14 protein-coding genes are annotated in these 14,411 nt (G+C 69.1%); 4 read left to right on the top strand and 10 right to left on the bottom strand.

The genetic code is table 11. The annotated features are described in order from the left end of the window. Nucleotides 1–11: 11 nt before the first annotated feature. Together SB771_RS32490 and SB771_RS32485 are read right to left on the bottom strand one after the other, a co-directional pair. Nucleotides 12–710 carry an ABC transporter ATP-binding protein gene (locus SB771_RS32490; protein ID WP_175661422.1) on the bottom strand — a complete coding sequence of 233 codons (699 nt, stop codon included), beginning with the start codon at nt 708–710 and terminating at the stop codon, nt 12–14. Nucleotides 711–720: 10 nt separating this feature from the next. After that, nucleotides 721–1,926 (bottom strand): efflux RND transporter periplasmic adaptor subunit, encoded by a 1,206-nt coding sequence (locus SB771_RS32485; protein WP_175661423.1) that lies wholly within the window; start codon nt 1,924–1,926, stop codon nt 721–723. A gap of 369 nt (nt 1,927–2,295) precedes the next feature. Here SB771_RS32485 and SB771_RS32480 point away from each other — a divergent pair, with 369 nt between their 5' ends. Next, nucleotides 2,296–2,529 carry a hypothetical protein gene (locus SB771_RS32480; RefSeq protein ID WP_175661424.1) on the top strand — a complete coding sequence of 78 codons (234 nt, stop codon included), beginning with the start codon at nt 2,296–2,298 and terminating at the stop codon, nt 2,527–2,529. A 73-nt stretch (nt 2,530–2,602) separates the two neighbouring features. On the opposite strand, the gene SB771_RS32475 is transcribed toward SB771_RS32480, so the two are convergent. Further along, nucleotides 2,603–3,364: a Mut7-C RNAse domain-containing protein gene (locus SB771_RS32475; protein ID WP_175661425.1), complete on the bottom strand. Its 762-nt coding sequence runs from the start codon at nt 3,362–3,364 to the stop codon at nt 2,603–2,605. Between SB771_RS32475 and SB771_RS32470 the strand changes: the two genes are divergently transcribed. Both SB771_RS32470 and SB771_RS32465 read left to right on the top strand, forming a co-directional pair. Further along, nucleotides 3,363–4,331, top strand: a complete 969-nt coding sequence (locus SB771_RS32470; RefSeq protein WP_279607324.1) for an NAD(P)-dependent oxidoreductase — start codon at nt 3,363–3,365, stop codon at nt 4,329–4,331. The genes SB771_RS32475 and SB771_RS32470 overlap by 2 nt on opposite strands. Before the next feature lie 71 nt (nt 4,332–4,402). After that, nucleotides 4,403–5,038: a LysE family translocator gene (locus SB771_RS32465; protein ID WP_126227001.1), complete on the top strand. Its 636-nt coding sequence runs from the start codon at nt 4,403–4,405 to the stop codon at nt 5,036–5,038. Nucleotides 5,039–5,109: 71 nt separating this feature from the next. Here the strand turns inward: SB771_RS32465 and SB771_RS32460 are convergent, their stop codons facing one another. After that, nucleotides 5,110–6,387 carry an MFS transporter gene (locus SB771_RS32460; protein ID WP_175661427.1) on the bottom strand — a complete coding sequence of 426 codons (1,278 nt, stop codon included), beginning with the start codon at nt 6,385–6,387 and terminating at the stop codon, nt 5,110–5,112. Between the two features lie 97 nt (nt 6,388–6,484). Between SB771_RS32460 and SB771_RS32455 the strand changes: the two genes are divergently transcribed. Beyond that, nucleotides 6,485–7,405 carry a LysR family transcriptional regulator gene (locus SB771_RS32455; RefSeq protein ID WP_175661428.1) on the top strand — a complete coding sequence of 307 codons (921 nt, stop codon included), beginning with the start codon at nt 6,485–6,487 and terminating at the stop codon, nt 7,403–7,405. A gap of 213 nt (nt 7,406–7,618) precedes the next feature. Here SB771_RS32455 and SB771_RS32450 read toward each other — a convergent pair whose 3' ends face one another. From SB771_RS32450 to SB771_RS32425, 6 genes are all read right to left on the bottom strand, one after another. Further along, nucleotides 7,619–8,452, bottom strand: coding sequence for an OmpW/AlkL family protein (locus SB771_RS32450; RefSeq protein WP_175661429.1), 834 nt, complete (start codon nt 8,450–8,452; stop codon nt 7,619–7,621). Between the two features lie 16 nt (nt 8,453–8,468). Continuing rightward, entirely contained in the window at nt 8,469–9,710 is a 1,242-nt protein-coding gene (locus tag SB771_RS32445) for a DUF2957 domain-containing protein (RefSeq protein WP_175661430.1), read from the bottom strand. Between the two features lie 154 nt (nt 9,711–9,864). Further along, on the bottom strand, nt 9,865–11,298 hold the full coding sequence (locus tag SB771_RS32440) for a DUF2957 domain-containing protein (protein ID WP_175661431.1): 1,434 nt from the start codon (nt 11,296–11,298) through the stop codon (nt 9,865–9,867). Nucleotides 11,299–11,727: 429 nt separating this feature from the next. Continuing rightward, entirely contained in the window at nt 11,728–12,678 is a 951-nt protein-coding gene (argC, locus tag SB771_RS32435) for an N-acetyl-gamma-glutamyl-phosphate reductase (RefSeq protein ID WP_175661432.1), read from the bottom strand. Nucleotides 12,679–12,879: 201 nt separating this feature from the next. Continuing rightward, complete coding sequence (locus SB771_RS32430) at nt 12,880–13,452, bottom strand: flavodoxin family protein (RefSeq protein WP_012362873.1); 573 nt, start codon at nt 13,450–13,452, stop codon at nt 12,880–12,882. Between the two features lie 214 nt (nt 13,453–13,666). Further along, entirely contained in the window at nt 13,667–14,269 is a 603-nt protein-coding gene (locus SB771_RS32425) for a YbhB/YbcL family Raf kinase inhibitor-like protein (protein WP_175661433.1), read from the bottom strand. Between the last annotated feature and the right edge of the window lie 142 nt (nt 14,270–14,411).

Here is a 14,411-nt window from a genome sequence, read left to right as displayed (position 1 = left end):
GCTCCCGCCGGTCAGACGGCGTGCCCATCGATCAGCTCCCCTTTTTCCAGATGCACGAGCGACTGCGCGGCGCCGGCCGCGTGCGCATCGTGGGTCACCATGATGATCGTCTTGCCGAGCTCGGCGTTCATCCGTTGCAGCATCGTGAGCACGTCGCTGGCCGACGCGCGGTCGAGGTCGCCGGTCGGCTCGTCGGCGACGATCAGCACCGGGTCGGTGATCAGCGCACGCGCGATCGCGACGCGCTGCTGCTGGCCGCCCGACAGCTCGGACGGGTAATGACTGGTCCGGTCGCCGAGGTTCACCATGTCGAGCACCAGCTCGACGCGCTCGCGCCGTTCGCGGCGCGACAGGTGCGTGAGCATCAGCGGCAGCTCGACGTTCTCGAACGCGGTGAGCACGGGCATCAGGTTGTAGAACTGGAAGATGAAGCCGACGTTCGCCGCGCGCCATTCGGCCAGCTGCGCTTCCTCGAGCCGCGAGATGTCGAGGCCGCCCACGCGCAGTTCGCCGCTGTCGGGCCGGTCGATGCCGGCGACGAGATTGAGCAGCGTGCTCTTGCCGGAACCCGACGGCCCCATCAGCGCGACGAAGTCGCCTTCGCCGATGGCGAGCGTGATGTCGGTCAGCACCGGCACGACCTGGTTGCCGCGCCGGTACGACTTCGCGACGTGGCTGATCTCGACGAGGGGAGGCGAGGCGTCGTTCACGCGCGCCACGCTATTTCTTCGCGACGGTCACTTTCGCGCCGTCCTTCAGCTTCGCGCCCGGCGCGAGCACGACCGTGTCGCCGGGCTTCACGCCGCGAATCGCGACGAGTTCGCCGATCCGCGTGCCGGTCGTCACCGCCGTTGCGCGCACGGTGTCGTCCTTCACGACGAACACGACCGGCCGGCCGTCGCGCTCGACCACGGCGCTCGCCTGCACGGCCGTCACCGGTTGGCGGTCCTGCGCCGACGCGGGCTTCGACAGGAACGCGATCTTCGCGCTCATGTCGGGCAGCACCCGCTCGTCGCGGTCGACGAAGCGCACCTTCACGAGCACCGTCGCCTTCGAGCGGTCGACGGTCGGCACGATGCGCGACACGCGGCCCGCGAAGCGCATGTCGGGCAGCGCGTCGAGCTGGATCTCGCACGGCTGTTCCGCGCGGATCTTCGCGATGTTCGATTCCGCGACGTCGGCCTCGACCTCGAGCGTGTCCATGTCGGCGATCGTCACGACGGCGCCCTTGCTGTCCGACGCCGACGAGAACGGCGTGATGTTGTCGCCGACGTTCGCGTGCTTCGCGAGCACGATGCCGTCGAACGGCGCGCGGATCACCGTCTGGTCGACCGCGACCTGCGCGGCCTGCGCGTTCGCTTCGGCGGACGCGATCGCGGCCTGGTCGCTGCCGAGCGTCGCGCGCGCCTTGTTCGCGCGGGCCGTATCGGTGTCGAGCTGGGCGGCCGGCACCGCGCCCTTCGGGGCGAGCACGGCGCTGCGGCGCAGCGCGATCTGCGCGTCCTTCAGTTCCGCCTGCGCGACGCCGAGGTTCGCGCGGGACACCAGCACCTGCGCGCGGGCCTGCGCCAGCGAGGCTTCCACGTCACGGCTCTCGAGCCGCGCGATGATCTCGCCCTTCTTCACGCGCGTGCCTTCGAGCACGCCGAGCCATTCGACGCGCCCCTGGCCCTTCGACGCGACCGCGGCCTTGCGCTGCGGCACGACGTAGCCGGTCGCATTGAGCTGGGTGTCGTTCTGGTACGGGTACGCGGACGTGACGGAGGTCGTGTCGACCGTCGGGCGGCCGGTGAGCGCGAGCGCGGCGACGATCGCGACGATCACGAGCACGGCGGCGACCGCATAGCGGACCCACCGGCGCCGGCGGGGCGCGGGCGCGATCGGACGCCGGTCGATTTTCAGTTTGTCCAGATTGTGGTCGGGCAATTTGGGCGCCTCGCGACGGCGGCGGTAGCGTGACCGGCCGCGCTCCGGTTGGGACGGAAGGACGCCAGTATAGCGTCGCCGCGGCGGGCGCGAGAGCCGGTTTGTCGGACGATTGACGCAGGTCCCGGCGGCGCGTCGGGCGGGCCGCAAGCCCGTACGTCGGGGGAAACCCGAGGGTTGCGGGCAACGTGTCAACTCGCGGTGCGGCCGGTGCGTTATGGAGCGAGTGCGTCAGTATTTGCCGAGGCGAAGAGGCGAGAGCCGACCCGCCCGGCGGCGACCGTCAACCCGGCGCGACTGATGTCCCGATGCGGATGCCTCGCATCTCTTACCGGTACGTTTGATTTTTTCTCCACTAAAGGAAGAACAATGAAGAAGACGCTCGCTTCGATCATGACCGCAGCACTCGCTCTCGCATCGGTTTCGGCATTCGCACAGGCGTCCGCGCCGGTAGGCGACATGTCGGCTTCCGCACCGGCACCGATGAAGAAGGATCACACCAAGCCGAAGCACGCACTGAAGCAGCACGGCTCGGCCAAGGGCAAGGCGAAGGCCGCAGCCGCTTCGGCAGCCGGCACGAACGACGCAGGCGCAGCAAACTAAGCACGCTTCGTCGGGGCCGGCATCGCCGGCCGCCCGCCGAGAAACCCCGCACGCTCCGGCCTGCGGGGTTTTTTTACGCGTCCGCCGCGTCCGGTGCGCCGGGCGGCAGCGCGCGCATCGCATCGACCACCGCGCGCATGCGCCGCCAGTGCGACCCTTCCCAGAACACGCGCCGGCACACGTCGCACGCGGCAAAGCGCCGGTGCCGCTGGCGCACGCCCGCTGGCACGCGCGGCGCGGCGTCCACCGCATCGAGCGCGTGCAGCGGCGCGTTGCAGCGCAGGCACAGCCGGAACGGCCGCATGTGCGGCGCGAGATCGAGCCGCGCGAACAGCTCGTGCAGCTGCGCGTCCGGCTGCTGCGCGTGCAGGTAGCAGCCGCGTACGACCGCGCGGCGCTTCAGCAGCTCGCGGTCGCGGGTCAGCACGATCCGGCCTTCGCGCGCGGCGAGCGCGACGAGTTCGTCGTCGCGGTAGTGGTTGTCGTAGCAGGTGTCGAAGCCGGCGAGGCGCAGGAGCTGCGCAAGGCCGCCGAGATGCGCGTCGGCGACGAAGCGCCAGCGCTCCGGCTGCTGCTGCACCGGCGATTCGCTGGCCGGCCGCGCGCGTTCCGGATGGATGTCGACCCGGTCGCCGTCGGCCAGCGGCCGGTCGAGCGCGGCCGGCGCGCCGTTCACGCAGAGCCGGCCGATTTCCGTATGCGGGACGCCGAGCGCCTCGACCGCGTGCTTGACCGTCGCATCGCGCGCAAACGCGTGCGCGAACGCGCACTCGCGCTGCGCGCGTGCGAGAAACGCGTTCAGTTCGCCGTGGAAGCGGAAGGTCGCGGTCGCCATGCGCGCAGTATCGCACCGCGCGCGGCCGGTGGCGGGGGGCTGCAGGCCGCCGCCATCTGTGTTTAACTCCCCGCTTCACGGGTCGAAGGAGCGGGAAATGGATCTTGGATTTATCGGACTGGGCGAAATGGGGCAGGCGATCGCGACGAACCTGCTGAAGGCCGGGCACGCCGTGCGGGTCTGGAACCGGTCGCGCGAGCGCGCCGAGCCGCTCGCCGCGTTGGGCGCGCGGATCGTCGCTACCCCGGCCGATGCGTTTCGCGGCGATGCCGTGTTCTCGATGCTCGCCGACGATGCGGCCGCGCGCGAAGTATTCGACGACGCGCTGCTCGCCGACGCGCCGCGCGGCCTGATCCACGTGAACATGGCGACGGTGTCGGTCGCGCTCGCCGAATCGCTCGCGCACGCCCACGCGTCGCGCGGCCTCCAGTACGTCGCCGCGCCCGTGATGGGGCGCCCGGACGTCGCGGCCGCCGCGCGCCTGACGATCATGGCCGGCGGCCCGGCCGAGGCGATCGACCGCGTGCAGCCGCTGTTCGACGCGATCGGCCAGAAGACCTGGCGGTTCGGCTCGCTGCCGCAGCATGCGAACGTCGCGAAGATCGCGGCGAACTTCACGCTCGCGTCGGCGATCGAGACGCTCGGCGAGGCGTCCGCGCTGCTCGGCGCGCACGGCGTCGCGATGCGCGATTTCCTCGACGTGATCACGAACAGCGTGTTCCCGGGGCCGGTCTACGAAGGCTACGGCGGGATGATCGCCGAGCGCAGCTACGAACCCGCGCGTTTCAAGGCGCGCCTCGGGCTGAAGGACGTGCGGCTCGCGCTGCAGGCCGGCGACGCTGTGTCGGTGCCGCTGCCGGTGGCGAGCGTCGTGCGCGACAGCCTGCTCGATGCGCTCGCGCACGGCGGCGGCGAGCAGGACTTCGCGGTGCTCGGCGAAGTCGCGCTGCGCCGCGCGGGCCGCTGAGCCGACGCGCGACAGCAACGCCGTGCACGCGGCATAATCGACATTTCATTTTTCTTTCGGTCGGGGCGGTCATGAACCTGCATACGTGGTGGCTTTTCGTGGCGACGGTGTTCGTCGTGTCGGCGATTCCGGGTCCGAACATGCTGCTCGTGATGACGCACGGCGCGCGGCACGGGTTGCGCCGCTCGTCGGCGACGATGGCCGGCTGCCTGAGCGCGCTGGTGCTGATGCTGGCGGTGTCCGCGGCGGGGCTCGGGGCGGTCCTCGAGGCATGGCCGGCGATGTTCGATGGACTGCGCCTGGCGGGCGCGGCCTATCTGATCTATCTCGGCGTGAAGGCGTGGCGCGCACGCGTCGACGACGCGCCGGCCGGCGACGTCGACGCCGTTTCGCAGGGCGCGTCGGCATCGCGCTGGACGCTGTTCCGCAATGGTTTCCTGGTCGCGGGCAGCAACCCGAAGGCGATCCTGTTCGCGGCCGCGCTGCTGCCGCAGTTCATCAACGCCGCCGAGCCGACGCTGCCGCAATTCGGCATCCTCGTCGTCACGTTCGCGGTGATCGAGGTGAGCTGGTATCTCGTCTACGCGTCGTTCGGCACGCGCATTGGCGCGACGCTCAAGAGCCAGAGCGTCGCGAAGGTCTTCAACCGTCTGACGGGCGGCATCTTCGTCGGCTTCGGCGCGATGATGGCGCTGGTTCGCCACTGATTCCGGCCGCGCGGCCCGCCGCACGCCCCGCACCTCGTCAGAGGGCGGGGCGTTTTCACATCGGGAGCGCGTCACGCGCGCGGCCGCACGGTGACGCCGCTGCGGCGCCCGGCCGACAGGCCGAACCCGGCGGCCGCGCCCGCGAACGCGAAGCCGACACCGCACACCGCGCTCCACCCGCCCCATGCCCATGCGCTGCCCGCGAGCGCTGCACCGAGTGCGCCGCCGACGAAGAACAGCCCGACGAACAGCCCGTTCAGACGCCCGCGCGCGGCCGGGTTCAGCAGATTGATTTCCCTGCGGCCGATCGTCTGGTCGACGATCACGCCCGCATCGAGCAGCGCCGCGCCGCCGGCCAGCAGCGCCAGCGCGACGTCGTGATGGGCGTGCGCATCGAAGCCGAACCAGCCGGCGCCGGCGATGCCGAGTACGCCGAGCGCCGCGAGCGTCGTCACGTGAGCGAGGCGCTGCGCGGCCGGGCCATGGCCCCGATCGCCGGCGCGCCCGGCCAGCGGCGTGACGATCGCGCCGCTCGCGCCGGCGAACGCGAACAGCGCGATTCCGTGCAGGTCGAGGCCGAACGGCGGCTGCGCGAGCCGCAGCCCGACGGCGGTCCAGAACGCGCTGAACGCGGCCATCGCGAGCGCGGCCGACAGCGCATGCCGGCGCAGCACCGGTTCGTCGGCCAGCAGGCGGCCCATCGAGGCGAGCAACGCGCGATAGCCGGCCGTCGCCGACGGCACGCGCGGCGGCAAGCGCAGCGCGAGCACCGTCGCGATCGCCGCATTTGCGAGCGCGGCCAGCGCGTAGAACGCGCGCCAGCCGGCCGTGCCCGCGATCAGGCTCGCGAGCGGCCGCGACAGCAGGATGCCGAGCATCAGCCCGCTCATCACGTTGCCGACCGCGCGCCCGCGCTGCGCTTCGGGCGCCATCGACGCGGCCATCGGCACCAGCATCTGGATCACGCTCGACGCGGCGCCGGCGGCCAGCGTCGCGAGCAGGAACACGGTGCCGGACCGCGTGAAGGCCGGCAGCGCGAGCGCGGCTGCGCACGCGACGAGCGTCGCGACGATCAGGCGGCGGTTCTCGAGCAGGTCGACGAGCGGCACCAGCAGCACGAGCCCGGCCGCGTAGCCGAGCTGCGGCAGCATCGCGACGAGGCCAGCCAAGCCGGGCGGCAGCCGCAGGTCGACGCTGATCGGGCCGGTCAGCGGCTGCGCGGCGAACAGGTCCATCACGATCACGCCGACCGTCGCGGCGAAGAAGAGCGTCATGCCCGCGCTCAGTGCGGGCGGTGCGCCGAGCGCGGAGCGACCGGCGGCGGGGTGGGAGTCGGCAGGGCAGTTCATCGGAAGCCTGGGGAGTAGAGCGAAGGAATCCCCATCGTAGGTGGCCGATGTTTATGCGACAATTGAAATATGTCTAACATGATTATGCGAGTTTGCTTTGAATACGCGTGATCTCCAGGCGTTCGTCGCGGTCGTCGACAGCGGGTCGATGGTCGCCGCCGCCGCGAAGCTTCATCTGACGCAGCCGGGCCTCACGCGGCGCGTGCAGAACCTCGAGACGCTGCTGGGCATGCCGCTGCTCGAGCGCCAGAGCAAGCCGCTGAAGCCGACCGCCGCCGGCCGCGACGTCTATGCGCTCGCGCGCAACGTGCTGGGCGCGGTCGACGAATTGATGGCGGCCGGCGCACCGGACAGCGAGCCGTCAGGTGAACTGCGCATCGGCGTGCCGCCGTTCCTGTCCGAGCTGGCGCTCGAGCAGCCGATCGACCGGCTGCGCGACGCGTTTCCGCGGCTGACGCTGCGCGTGACGGCCGGCTGGTCGCCGGCGCTCGTGCAGGGCATCGAGCGCGGCACGCTCGATGTCGCGACGGTGATGGCGCCGGCCGGCGCGGCGCTGCCCGACGCGCTGACGGCCACGCTGCTCGGCACGCAGCCGACGGTGCTCGTCGCCGCGCGCGATTTCCCGCTGCCGGACGGCCCGCTGTCGCTCGACGTGCTGTCGCGTTTCCCATGGGTGCTGAGCCAGGACGGCTGCGGGATGCGTTCGGCGCTGAGCCGCGCGCTCGGGGCGGCCGGGCTGCCGTTCGACGTCGCGGTCGAGGCGTTCGGTTCGGAGTTGCAGCTGTCGCTCGTCGCGCGCGGCGCCGGCATCGGCATCGCGCCGCCGAACGCGCTGGCGCGCAGCGCGCATCGCGACGCGCTGAGGGTGGTGGAAACGACGGGGTTGAAGACGCGGATCAACGTGTGGGTCGTGCACGGTGCGCTGCCGGGCCGCCTGACGCGGCCGGTCGCGCTGGTGCGCGACGCGCTGGCGGACGTGCTCGACAGGGAGAACAGGAAGGGGTCGGAGTCGAACTAGCGATCTAGAGTGCGCATTCGAGGGAAAATCCTGATTTTCTCCACGGAAATGTTGCAATGCGGAAATCGATTCGCTATAGTTACACCTGTCTCCTCCATGTCTCCTCTGATATGGATTCAGCCCGCCTCTTAGGCGGGCTTTTTTTTGCCCGCGATTTTGCCGCGGGCCATCCATTCATCCATTCCCCTTCCTGCGTCCCTTCCGTCGCCGACGTCAGAACTTGTAGGTCATCCCGACATAGCTGATGATCGGGTCGGCCTTCAGGTCCGATTTCGACTCGGAGAGCACCGTGCCGTCGGCCGCCTTGATCGTCACCGTCGACGTCGTCTTCAGCGGGATGTAGGTCACCGACGCGACCAGCCCGAAATGCTCGGTGATGTTGTACTGCAGGCCCGCGTTGAACACCGGCTGCCACGACGACGACGCCTTCGCCTCCACCGAGGTCGTACCCGGCTTGCCCGCGCCCGCCGCGAGAATCGCGCCGAGGTTGTCCTGCGTCTGCTTGATGAAGTTCGTGTTGAGCTGCAGGTCGCTGAACCAGTTGTACGACACGCCGAGGCCGAGGAACGGCCGGAACTTCGCGTTCGCCTGGGCGAAGTAGTACTGCAGGATCAACGCCGGGCTCCACTGCCGCACGCTCTTCACGATCGGGTTCACCGAGCCGAGCCCGATGTTCTGCGTGCCGAGCGCGCCGGCCGGGCCCGGCGGCCGGATCGTCCCCTGGCCCGATACCTTGAACACCGGCGGTACGCCGGCCACCGACGTGACCGCGATGTGATCGGTCAGGAAGTGACTGACCGTCAGGCCGACGGTATCCGCGCCGCTCGTGCGCAGCCCGGTGCCCTGCGACGTGAACGACGGCGGCAGCCGCAGCGGCGTGTTGATCGGCGTCGGCGCGACGTTGGTCGTCATCGGCGTGCTGCTCTGCTGCGGCATCACGTGGAACCAGCCCAGCGTGACGACGTTGCTGCCGGCGCTCTGCGCGTGCGCCGCGAGCGGCGCCAGGGCGGCGGCACCGGCCGCCGCGCAGAGAAGGGTCTTCTTCATCACGGCTTGCCTCCGCTTACTGGACGAACGCGCCGATCGTGAAATACGGCGTCGAACCCGCGTTGTCGAGGAAACCGAACACGCCACCCGTGAAGATGAACTTGCCGGTCGGCGACGTGCTGCCCGAACCCGTATGGATCGTCGTGACCGTGCCCGGCACCTTCTGCGTGTAGTCCAGGTCGAGCGGCGTCGCGAGCGAGGCTTGCGACGGCTGGAACGGATCCAGCAGCGTGGCCTGGTTGTTGATCAGCGCGGTGGTCCGGTAGTCGAACCGGCTGTCGACGCCGATGTATTCGCCGTTCTGCGAGCCGGCCGCGATCGCCGTCTGCGGCGCGAGGATCGAGATGCTCGATTCGTCGTCGGCCGTCAGGCCCGGCACGCCGTTGCTGTCGGGCGTCGGGTTCGGGTTCGCGACGCCGGTGCGCACGAGGATCGGCACCAGCTGGTTGCGCAGCTTGCCGACGATCATGAAGCCCTTGCCCTGCGGCGTCGCCGACAGCGTCGGCTTCAGCTGGCTCGCGTAGTTGTTCGTCTGGAACGCGCCGCTGCCGTCGGCCGACTGCACGAAGTTCGTGCCCTGCTGCGTGCACGCGCCGCCGGCGAACTGGCCGGTCGAATCGCACTTGGTCCACGTGCCGTTCGCGTTGATCGTCACCTTCGCGTCGATCGACGCCGGCGCGAAGTTCTGCGACGGCACTTCGCCGAAGCCGACGTGGCTGTACGTGCCTGCGACCTTCGTGATGTCGGTCTCGATCGACGAGAAGCCGATGAACGGGTAGTACGGGAATTTCGTGTCCGGCACGGCAGCCTGGCCGAGCACGCCGGCGAACTGGATTTCCTTGCCGGGGATCGTGCCACCCGCGACGCCGAAGCCGACGAAGATGCGCGCCGGACGCGACGCATCGAGGCTCGCGCCGTTCAGGCGGAACGCGCACTGGTTCAGCTTGTTGGTCGGCAGCATCGTTTCCTGCGTGAGCGTGCCGCTGTCGACGGTGCCCGCGCGGGTCGGCGTGACGGTGCCGGTCGTTCGCGGCACCGGCGATTCGACATAGGTGACCTGCCAGGTCATCTTGGTCGTGTCGAGCTGTACCTTGGCCAGTTCGCCGCTGCCGGCGCCGCCCGTGTAGACGGTGTTGTAGTCGAGCGACGCGGGGCAGAGCCGGTCTTCGACGAGCGGGGGCGGATTGTCGCTGCCGCCGCCGCAGGCGGAAAGAAGGGGGGCGGCAAAGGCCGCCGCCAGAATGAGGTTGCGCTTCATGTTGCTCCTCCAGATTTGTCTTGTCCGGCGGCCAGCTCCCTGTCGACCGCTTCTATTGCTTGTGCTCGTGCTGCCCGCGCCGTGCCGGGCGCCGTCGCTTCGTGCCTTCCCTGCATCCCGCGGCGGCGAACCGGCCGCCGCCGCGTCCCCATCGTTACTTGCTGATCTGCGCACCCACGCCGAAGTACGGTGTCGACGACGTGCTCGAGTTCGCCGACGTCGGCGTGACGCCGCCGTTCACCGTGCCCTGGATCAGCGCCGCGTACAGTCCGCCCGTCGCGATCACCACGCCTGTTGCCGACGGGTAGGTCGCCCCGCTCGGCGGCTTCGTCGTCGCGTTCAGCAGGCCGGCCGTCGTCTGGCCGTAGTCGAGCGTGAAGCCGTCCTCTTCAGCCTGCGTGGTCGGGTTGATGAACGACGCGTTGCTGCCGCGGATCAGTGCGGCCGTGTACTTGAAGTTCGAGTCCGCACCCGCGTAGCCGCCGTCGATCGCGCCCGACTGGATCGCGCTCGCCGCGCCGAGCACCGCGATGCCCGATTCGTCGTCGACCTTCGCATCGGTATGCAGCGCGAGGTCGGTGCCCAGATACACGGAGCCCGTGCGGACCACCACCGGCACGGTCGCGCCGTTGAGCTGCCCGATGACCATGTGCGCGGTCGCCGACTTGCCGGTCGCGCCGATCAGCGGCAGTTGCGTCTGCGGCAGGATCTGCGGTGCCTTCGCGCTGTCGAGATAGCCGCCGTTCGCGGTGTTGACGGTCCACGGATCGCCGGTCGTCTGGCAGCCGCCCGAACTCGTCGACGTACACGCGCCGTTCGCATCGAACGTCTCGCTCGAATTCGTGCCCTTCGTCGCGTAGTTGCCCGACGGCACGAGGTGGTAGAGCAGCGCGTTGTACGTTCCCGGCAGCTTCGTGAGGTCGGTCGTCGTGTTCGCGAAGCCGAGGAACGGATAGAAGTCGAAGTGGCGGTTCGGCACCTGGCCGACGTTCTTGAAGACCGGGAGGCCGACCACGCTGATCGTCAGCCCGTCGTACTGGACCGTCGCGCCGGGGATGCCGCCGCCCGCGACACCCATGCCGACCAGCAGCATCGGCGGGTTCGCGTGGTTGAAGTCGGCGGCCGTCGAATAGGTCGAGCCGTTCGGTGCTTTACCCGAACCCGGCGTGAGGACGAACGCGCAGCGCGTCTGCTCCGCGGTCGGCAGCGTGCCGGTCGGCGGGTGGATGACCTTGCCGGTGATCGTGGTGCCTGCGCGGGTCGGCGTGACCGTGCCGGTCGCGAGCGGAATCGGCGATTCGAGCCACTTGAGCGTGTAGGTCATCGCGACCGCGTCGATGTTGACGCTGACGATCTCGCCGCTACCGGCGCCGCCGAGGTACGTGCTCTTCACGATGTCGGCATCGGCCGGGCACAGCGAGCCGTTGACGGGCTGCGACGGCGGCGGCCCTTGCGTGCCGCAGTCCGATCCGGAACATTGGGGGGTGTTGATCGGCGCGGGCGAGCCGCCGTCCCCTCCACCACAGGCAATCAGGAAAGGTGCGATGGCAAAGGCCGTTGCCACCCCCTTCGATAAGGCGTGCGACATGCCGCTGTCTCCAATCGTTTAATTGTGCGAGCTAATGTCGCTGCGCGGATTTTTGCTGTCAATTGATGAACTCGTCTAAAAAAGGCGATTGAAACAAAGCGGGCGTTAGGAATCCTTGCAGGCTGGCGATTTCAGTAAGAATTAAAACGCGCGGAGGGCGCTAGAGTGCCGCTGAAGTTGGGCGATTGCCACGCACGGGCGGCTCGCGGAGCCTTCCCGCGTATAACGGAAGCGTTTAAAGCGAGGGTATCCGGTTTATCCCTATTCGGGATTGACAGGAGAAAAGGAGAGCGAAATTAATTCACCGGTAATCGCGCAATGGAAAGCTTGTAAATATTTGTAAATGCGCGAACCGGATTTTATATATTGCCTGCGACGCATAAATAAAAAGCCGGCCAGCGGCCGGCTTTGCATCGCGTGCAAGCGGGATCAGCGGTTGAGGCCCGCGTTCTCGGCGGCGCCGATGTTCAGGTTCATGCACTGGATCGCGGCGCCCGATGCGCCCTTGCCCAGGTTGTCGAGGCGCGCGACCGTGACGAAGCGCTCTTCGTTGCCGAACACGAACAGGTCGACGCGGTTCGTGTCGTTGTTCGCCTGCACGTCGAAGAAGCCGCTGTCGAGATTCGCGTCCGCGTTGAACGGCGCGACGCGCACGAACGGTTCGTCCGCGTAGTACTCGGCGAACACGCGCTGCACGTCCTGCGGCGTCGCGCGTTTCGCGAGCTGTTCGGGCGTGAAGTAGGTCGTCACGGCAAGGCCCTTCAGGAACGGCCCGACGATCGGCGTGAAGATCGGTGCGTGCGCGAGGCCCGTGTGCGCGGCCATTTCCGGCAGGTGCTTGTGCGCCAGCGCGAGCGCATACGGACGCGGGCTCGCGAGCTTGCCGCCCGGCGCCGCGCTTTCGTATTCGGCGATCATCGACTTGCCGCCGCCGCTGTAGCCGGTGATCGAGTAGCTGTGCGCGGCGAAGGTCGGCGCGACGATGCCCGCGTCGACGAGCGGACGCATCGCGAGCACGAAAGCAGATGCGTGGCAGCCCGGCACGGCGATGCGCTTCGACGTGCGAATCTTCTCGCGCTGCGCGCGGGTCAGCTCCGGCAGGCCGTACGCCCAGTCGGCGCTCGTGCGGAACGCGGTGCTTGCGTCGATCAGCGTCGTGTCCGGGTTCTCGACCAGCGATGCCGATTCGCGCGACGCGACGTCCGGCAGGCACAGGAACGTGACGTCCGACGCGTTGATCAGGCGGCGGCGCTCGTCGACGTCCTTGCGCTTCGCTTCTTCGATGCGCAGGATCTCGATGTCGTTGCGCGCCGACAGGTATTCGAAGATCTTGAGGCCCGTCGTACCTTCCTGGCCGTCGACAAAAACTTTGGTGCTCATTTCGTTCTCGCTGAATGAAACGGGAGCCGCGGCGCCCTGAAACCGCCATTTTAAGACGTCATCCGGCGGACCTGCACCGCACGGGGCGAAAAAAGACGGCCCGCGGGCCGTCTTGCGTCCCTTTCACGTGCGTGCGCCGCGCTGCCCCCCGAACCGCGAACCCGCGACCCACGGCGCGAGCGCGCGGACGCCCGGGCGCGTTCAGCGGCCGCCGGCCAGCCAGCGGGCCGCCGCGTCGGCGACGCGCGCGCCGAACGCCTTCGCGGTCTCGAGGTCGCCGGGCAGAGGGCCCTCGTCGGGCGTCGCGTCCGCCGGCGACTGCGCGAGCAGGCCCGTGAAGCCGCCGACGTAGTTGATGTCGTTGCGCGTGGCCGCCTTCGAGTTGGCCGGCATCATGCCCGTGCCGACCCACACCATCCCATGTTGCATCGCCAGCGTGACGAAATACTGAATCGTCGAGAACTTGTCGCCGTTCATCGTCGCGGAGTTCGTGAAGCCCGCGGCGATCTTGTCCTTCCATTTCTGCGTGAACCACGGTTTCGACGTGGCATCGGCGAATTGCTTGAACTGCGCGGACGGGCCGCCCATGTAGGTCGGCGCGCCGAAGACGATCGCGTCCGCCGCGTCGAGCGCGGCCCAGCCTGCGTCGTCGAGTTCGCCGACGGCGATCAGGCGCGCGGTGGCGCCGGCATCCTGCGCGCCCGCATGGACGGCCTCGGCCAGTTTCTGCGTGTGACCGTAGCCGCTGTGATAGACGATGACGATGTTCGACATGAAGCGTTCTCCGCAAGGGGGCGAAAGGGCAGGCGCGATGGCCTGCCGCGACACGCGCCGCACTCGGGCGGCGCGACCGATGCACGGCGGGATGCCGCGAGCGGTGCAGCGGAGTCTAGCAAGCCGAAATGACGGGAGAAAAGCGTGCGTCGCACGCACGGGATTTCGCAGACGCGGGCCATCGCGACGCGGGCCCTGCGGCCGTGCGCGACACTTACTGCCCGTAATTGACCGTGAGCCGCGCGGTGCCGATCGTCAGCGTGCCGATCTCGTGCTCGAACATCGGGGCGGGGCGGCCTTGCGCGACGCGCAGGTCGGTGCCCTTCAGCGCATGGACGGTGATCACGTAGCGGTGCGGCTTGCCGGGCGGCGGGCACGGGCCGCCGTAGCCGTCGATCCCGAAGTCGTTGCGCGCCTCGCTCGCGCCGATGCGCCGCAGGAAGCCCGACGCGCTCGCATCGGCCGGCACGCTCGTGACGCTCGCCGGGATGCCGGTGACGGCCCAGTGCCACCAGCCGTGCCCCGGCGCATCGGGATCGAAGATCGTGATTGCATAGCTGCGCGTGCCGGGCGGCGGATTGTGCCAGCTGAGCTGCGGCGAGCGGTTCTCGCCCTTGCAGTCGCCGCGGTCGAACACGTTCGCGGCGGGCACGCGCCCGCCGGGCGTCAGCGCGTCGCTCGACACGGTGAACGGGCCTTCGGCCCGCGCGGACGGGGCGGCGAACGCAATGCAAGCGGCAGCGCAGAGAACGGCGACGATGAACGGAGACGGACGACCCGGGCACGCAGGCGAAGTGATCCGGCGATCCACACGCATATGGCGCTTCTCCCGTCACGTGAACCGGATCGATGCTCCCGGCATTGTTGGCGTTGTGCGTTGCCTGCGCAGCTGATGGAGGCGATGGATCAAGTCTAGCATTAGGGTTCGATGAGCGATGCATGCCATTGCCCGCAATCGG

Origin of the sequence: Burkholderia sp. SIMBA_051, from assembly GCF_046534915.1 — a bacterium.
GTDB classification, from domain to species: Bacteria; Pseudomonadota; Gammaproteobacteria; order Burkholderiales; family Burkholderiaceae; genus Burkholderia; species Burkholderia ambifaria.
The sequence above is the reverse complement of the archived record's forward strand: the minus strand, read 5'-3'. Positions and strand labels throughout refer to the sequence as shown.